A 624-nucleotide genomic window follows, 5' to 3' on the forward strand; every position below is an offset into this window, starting at 1 on the left:
TCGACCCGGAAGTCGCCGAGAACCCCAAGGAGCTGGTGGTGTACGGCGGCATCGGTCGCGCCGCGCGCAACTGGGAGTGCTACGACAAGATCGTCGCCACCCTGAAAGAGCTGAATGAAGACGAGACCCTGCTGGTTCAGTCCGGCAAGCCGGTCGGCGTCTTCAAGACCCACGCCAATGCCCCGCGCGTGCTGATCGCCAACTCCAACCTGGTGCCGCACTGGGCCAACTGGGAGCACTTCAACGAGCTCGATGCCAAGGGCCTGGCCATGTACGGCCAGATGACCGCCGGCTCGTGGATCTATATCGGCAGCCAGGGCATCGTCCAGGGCACCTACGAAACCTTCGTCGAAGCCGGCCGCCAGCATTACGACGGCAACCTGAAAGGCAAGTGGGTGCTCACCGCCGGTCTCGGCGGCATGGGCGGCGCCCAGCCGCTGGCCGCGACCCTGGCCGGCGCCTGCTCGCTGAACATCGAATGCCAGCAGAGCCGCATCGACTTCCGCCTCGCCAGCCGCTACGTCGACGAGCAGGCCAAGGACCTCGACGACGCCCTGGCGCGCATCGCCCAGTACACCGCCGAAGGCAAGGCCATCTCCATCGCCCTGCTGGGCAACGCCGCGG

1 protein-coding gene is annotated in these 624 nt (G+C 66.8%); it reads left to right on the forward strand.

Annotated features, from left to right (window positions below; translation table 11 throughout):
* Positions 1-624, forward strand: a 624-nt coding sequence (gene hutU / locus PNI01S_RS28135) for a urocanate hydratase (RefSeq protein ID WP_501193805.1), incomplete at both ends; no start/stop codon positions are given.

The organism is Pseudomonas nitroreducens NBRC 12694 (genome assembly GCF_002091755.1).
Taxonomy (GTDB): Bacteria; Pseudomonadota; Gammaproteobacteria; order Pseudomonadales; family Pseudomonadaceae; genus Pseudomonas; species Pseudomonas nitroreducens.